Source organism: Corallococcus sp. AB032C (genome assembly GCF_003668935.1).
Classification (GTDB): Bacteria; Myxococcota; Myxococcia; order Myxococcales; family Myxococcaceae; genus Corallococcus; species Corallococcus exiguus.
On sequence record NZ_RAWP01000083.1, the window covers coordinates 40,751 to 46,750 of the forward strand.

The window sequence follows — 6,000 nt, forward strand, 5'->3', positions numbered from 1 at the left end:
CGTGCGGTACAGCCGTGCGCCCGGCGTTGCCCCGTAGGCATCCGGCACGAAGCGCTCCGCCGTGAGGTCCGGCCGCGACACGTAGCCCCGGCCCACGCCGTCACCGCCGAGGAACAGTTCGCCCGGCACGCCCACGGGCACCGGGTCCAGCTTCGCGTCCAGCACGTACACGGACGTGTTGGCGAGCGGTGCGCCAATGGACACCGTCGTGCCGACCTGCTCCGGCCGCTCCACCGTGAAGGCGGTGGCGACAATGGAGCCCTCGGAGGGGCCGTAGCCGTTGGTGAAGGGGATGCCCAGCGACTCCACCGCGCGGCGCACGTGCGGCGCGGAGACGATGTCGCCGCCCGTGTGCAGCTCGCGCAGCCGCCCGAGGATGTCCGGCCGGTGCTCCATCAACTGCGAGAAGAGACCGGCGGGCATGTGGATGAAGGTGACGCCGTGGCGTTCCACCAGTCGTGCCAGCGTGTCCATGTCGCCCGCGGGCACGTGGCCCGGGAAGACGACGAGCCGGTTTCCATGCACCAGCGGCATCCACAGCTCCAGCACGGAGCCGTCGAAGGACACGGGCGCGAAGAGCAGCACCGTGTCGCGCATCCCGTAGTGCAGGTACGGCGCCGCGTGCAGCACTCGCAGCAGGCCGCGATGCTCGACGCCCACGCCCTTGGGCCGTCCGCCGCTGCCGGAGGTGAAGATGACGTAGGCCAGGTTGCGCGGCCCCACGCCGGTCTCCGGCGCGGTGACGGGCTGGTCGGCCAGCGCCAGTTCCTCCAGGAACAGGCACGGCAGGGATGCGTCGGGCAGGTGCAGTCGGCCGCGCAGCTCGCGCGTGGTGACGAGCAGGTGCGGCCGGGCATCCTCCAGCATGAAGCTCAGCCGCTGCGCGGGATACGACGCATCCATCGGCACATACGCGCCGCCGGCCTTCACGATGCCGAGCACCGTGACGACGAAGCCCACGGAGCGCTCCAGGCACAGCGCCACCAGCACATCCGGTCCCACGCCCCGAGCCCGCAGGACATGCGCGAGCTGATTGGCCCGGGCATCCAGCTGCGCGTACGTCAGCCGTTCATCCCCGTCCTCCACCGCGACGGCGTCCGGGCGCAGCGAGGCCTGCAGCGCGAAGCGCTCCGCGAGCGTGCTGTCGGAGGGATAGGGCAGGGCGGTGTCGTTCCACGCGACGAGCACCTGCTGGCGCTCCTCCAGCGTGAGCCACGGCAGCCGTGAGAGGGGCACGTCCGGCCCTGCGACCGCGGCCTCCAGCAGCACGAGCAGATGGCCGGCGATCCGGGCCACGGTGTCGCGTTCGAAGAGGTCGGTGCTGTACTCGATGGAGCCGCGCAGTCCGTCCGGCGTCTCCGTGAGCAGCAGGCTCAGGTCGAAGTGCGCCGTGCCCGCGTCCACCTCCAGGGGCTCCATCCTCAGCCCTGGCGCATTGAACGCCTCGGCCGGAGCGTTCTGGAGCGCGAAGACCGCCTGCACCAGCGGCGTGCGGCCCAGGTCGCGAGGCACCTGGAGCTCCTCCACCAGCTTCTCGAACGGAAGGTCCTGGTGCTCGTAGGCCGCGAGCGTCGTGTCCCGCACCTGTCCCAGCAGCGCGCGGAAGGACGTCTCCGGACGGACGCGTGCACGCAGCACCAGCGTGTTGACGAAGAAGCCGACCAGCCCCTCCACGTCACCGTGGGTGCGGCCCGCGATGGGAGCGCCGACGAGCAGATCCTCCTGCCGGCTGTAGCGGGACAGCAGCACCTGCCACGCGGCCAGCAGCGCCATGAACGGCGTCGAGCCTTCGCGCCGGGCGAGCCCCGCGATCCGGTCCGTCAGGTCGCGAGGCACATGCACGGGCATCAGCGCGCCGTGCGGTGAACGCGTCGTGGGCCGAGGCTTGTCGGTGGGCAACTCCAGGACGCGAGGCGCACCGGCGAGCTGCTCCTTCCACCACGCCACTTCGTCCGCGAGCACGTCGCCCTGGAGCCAGCCGCGCTGCCATGCGGCGAAGTCGGCGTACTGCACGGGCAGCTCCGGCAGGGCCGGGGCCGAACCGGAAGCGAAGGCCGCGTAGGCCGTGGCCACCTCTCGCACCATCACGCCCAGGGACCAGCCGTCGGCGACGACGTGGTGCATGCCCAGGAGCAGCACGTGCTGCGTGGACGTCAGCCGCAGCAGACGCGTGCGCAGCAGCGGCCCTGTGCCCAGGTCGAAGGCCCGGCCCGCCTCCTCGCGCGCCACTTGCTGGACCACCGATTCGCGGTCCGGCAGGTCGCCCAGGTCCGTCACGGGCAGCGCCCAGACCGGTGTCGGCTGGAGGGTCTGGACGGGGCCGCGGCCCTTCAGCGCGAGCGTGGTGCGCAGTGCTTCGTGGCGATCGACGAGGAGCTCCAGCGCGAGGCGCAGGGCCTCCACGTCCAGTACGCCGTCCAGCCGCACGGCGCCCAGCAGGACGTAGGGCGTGGCACCGGGTTGGAGCTGTTCCATCACCCACAGCCGCTGCTGCGCGAAGGACAGGACCCGTTCGCCGTCGCGAGGCACCTTGCGGATCGCGGGCACGCGCGGGAGGCCGGTGCGCGAGAGGAGCTGGGCCTCCACCTGTTCGGTGACCTCGGCGACGGTGGCTCCGTCGAAGAGGCCTCGCAGGGGCAGCTCCACCTGGAACGTGGAGCGCACGCGGGACAGCAGCCTCGTGGCCAGCAGCGAGTGTCCGCCCAGGGCGAAGAAGTCATCGTGCACGCCCACCTTCGGCACCCGCAGCACGTCTCGGAACAGGTCCGCGATCCGCTGCTGGAAGGGTGTCATCCGCTGGGGCTTCGACGGCGCCAGGGCTGCTGGACGCGCGTCCGGAACAGGCAGGGCCTTGCGGTCCACCTTGCCGTTGGGGGACAGCGGCAGCGCGTTCAGTGCCACGAAGGCCGTGGGCACCATGTACTCCGGCAGCTTCACCTTCAGCGCCTCGCGCAGGGCTTCCGCCTTCACGCCCTGGCCCACCACGTAGGCCACCAGACGCTTGTCGCCGGGCGCGTCCTCGCGCACCACCACCACTGCTTCGCGCACGCCTTCGCATTGGCGCAGCGCCGATTCCACTTCGCCTGGCTCGATTCGGAACCCGCGCAGCTTCACCTGGAAGTCCAGGCGGCCCAGGTACTCGATGGTGCCGTCGGCGAGGACGCGGGCCCGGTCTCCCGTCCGATAGAGCCTCGCTCCCGGAGGGCCAAACGGATCCGGGATGAACCGCTCCGCCGTCAGCGCGGGACGGCCCAGGTATCCCCGGCCCACCTGCACGCCGCCGATGTGGAGCTCTCCCGCGATGCCCACCGGCACCGGCTGCGACGATGCATCCAGGACGTGGATCCGCGTGTTCGCCACCGGCCTGCCAATGGGCACGGAGCGCCGTCCGTCATGGCGCTCGCAGGTCCAGGCCGTCACTTCCACCGCGGCCTCCGTGGGGCCGTAGAGGTTGTGGAGGGGGACGCCCAGCCGCTCCAAGCAGCGGTCCTTCAACTCCAGCGGCAGCGCTTCTCCGCTGCACACGACCCGGCGAAGCGCCGTGCAGCGCTCCAGCCCCGGCTCCTCCAGGAACACCTGGAGCATGGACGGCACGAAGTGCGCCGTCGTGATGCCTTCGCGAGCCATCAGGTCCACCAGGTATGCGGCGTCCTGGTGCCCACCCGGCTTCGCCACCACCAGCCGCGCGCCCGTCATCAGCGGCCAGAAGAACTCCCAGACCGAGACGTCGAAGCTGAAGGGCGTCTTCTGCAACACGACGTCGCGGGGCTCCAACCCGTAGGCGTCCTGCCCCCAGAGCAGCCGGTTGCGGATGCCCGCGTGGGTGTTCATCGCGCCCTTCGGACGCCCCGTGCTGCCCGACGTGTAGATGACGTACGCCAGGTGCTCGGCGCCCACGCCCGACTCCACGGGCTCCGGCGACAGGGTCGCCACCTGGGGCCAGTCCGAGTCCAGGCAGAGCACCGGCGTGCTGCCTACCGACAGCACCGGCCGCAGGTGCTGCTGCGTCAGCAACACCGCGACCGCCGAGTCCTCCACCTGGTACGTCCGCCGGTCCGCCGGCGAGGACGGATCGATGGGCACGTACGCGCCGCCCGCCTTGAGCACACCCAGCAGCGCGATCACCAACTCCAGCGACCGCTCCGCGCAGATGCCCACGCGTACTTCCGGTCCCACGCCGCGCGCCCGCAGTGCACGCGCGAGCTGATTGGCCCGGCCGTCCAGCTCGCGGTACGTCAGCCGCGCGCCCTTGAAGTCCACCGCGACGGCTTCCGGCGTGCGCGTCACCTGCGCTTCCACCAGCCCGTGCAGCGTGCCCTCCAGCGGGTAGTCGCGCGCGGTGGCATTCCAATCCACCAGCAGCCGCCGCTGCTCCGCGTCGTCCATCAGCGGCAGCAGGTGCACGGGTGTCGCCGCATCGCGGGCCACGGCCTCCAACAGCACCTGGAAGTGGGTGGCGAAGCGCGCCGCCGCGTCCTCGGAGAAGAGGTCCCGGCTGTATTCGAGCGTTCCCTCCAGGCCGCCGTCGCTCGCGGTGAGCGACAGCAGGAGATCGAAGCGCGCTGTCTCAGTCGAGGTGTGCAGCCGCTCCACGCGGACGCCGGGCAGGGCCGGCGTGGCCAGCGGCGCGTTCTGCAGCACGAACATCACCTGGAACAGCGAGGTGCGGTCTCCGCCGCGCGCCTGGGCCACGGCCTCCACGAGCCGTTCGTAGGGCACGTCCTGGTGCGCGTACGCGGCCAGGGAGGACTCGCGCACGCGGCCCAGGAGTTCAGAGAAGCGCGGCGCTCCGTCCAGTTGGGCGCGCAGCACCAGCGTGTTGAGGAACACGCCGATGAGGGGCTCCAGTTCCGGCCGGGTGCGGTGGGCCACCGGCGTGCCCACGGCGAAGTCGTCCTGGCCGGAGTAGCGCGACAGCACGGCCTGGTACCCGGCCATCAGCACCATGAACAGTGTGGCGTCGCGGTCGCGGCCCACCTGTTCCAGCGAATGCACCAGGGACGCGGGCAGCGTGAAGACATGGCTGTCCCCACGCGTCGACCGGGTCCCGGGCTGTCCCTGCTCGGCGGGCAGGGTGAGTACGGGCACGTCCTTCAAGGACTCCTTGAGCGTGTCCAGCCGGGCCTGTGCCGTCTCGGAATCGTCCTGCTGGCGCTGCCATGCGGCGAAGTCCGCGGCCTGCACCTCCAGCGCCGGAAGTGGCGACGGACGTCCCGCCGCGAGCGCCGGGTAGAGACTGGCCACCTCGTGCACGAGCACGCCCATGGACCAGCCATCCGTGACGATGTGGTGCATGCACAAGAGCAGCACGTGTTCGTCCGGGGACAGCCGGAACAGCCTCGTGCGCAGCAACGGGCCGGTGCCCAGATCGAACGGCCGGGTCGCGTCCTCCTGCATGCGCTGTCGCAGGGTGGCGTCGCGCTCGGCGCCTTCGGGGAGGGACTCCACCGGCAGGGACCCGTCCGAAGGCGGCGCGTGGATGCGCTGGAGCGGCTGGCCTTCACGTTCCTCGAACGTGGTGCGCAGCGGTTCGTGTCGGCGGACGATCTCCGCGAACGTGCGGCGCAGCACCTCCACGTCCAGGGGGCCGGAGAGCCGCAGGGCCAGGGGGATGTTGTAGAGGGCCTGGCCGGGCTCCATCCGATCCAGGAACCACATGCGCTGCTGCGCGAACGACAGCGGCAGCGCTTCATCCCGGGACACCGTGGGGATGGGGGCGGCGGGGTATCGGGAGGGGAGCGCTTCGATGCGCTCCGCGAGCCTTGCCACGGTGGGTGCGTCGAACAGCGCGCGCACGGGCAGGTCCACGCCGAACCGGGCGCTCACTCGGGTGACGAGCTGGGTGGCCAGCAGCGAATGCCCACCGAGCGCGAAGAAGTCATCGTGCGCGCCCACGCGCTCCACGTGCAGCAGATCCTGGAACAGCGCGGCCAGCTTCTCCTGGAGCGGCGTCAGCGGGCCCGAGTCCTCGGTGGCGACGGGGGCCGCGGGGGCGGGCAG

General features: G+C 71.4%; 1 protein-coding gene (running past one end of the window). It reads right to left on the minus strand.

All coding sequences use genetic code 11. The annotated features are described in order from the left end of the window. The coding region annotated (locus D7X99_RS29765; RefSeq protein ID WP_121780731.1) for a non-ribosomal peptide synthase/polyketide synthase crosses the window boundary (this coding region is incomplete at its 5' end): on the minus strand, positions 1-6,000 show 6,000 of its 31,575 nt. 25,575 nt of the annotated region lie to the left of the window's left edge.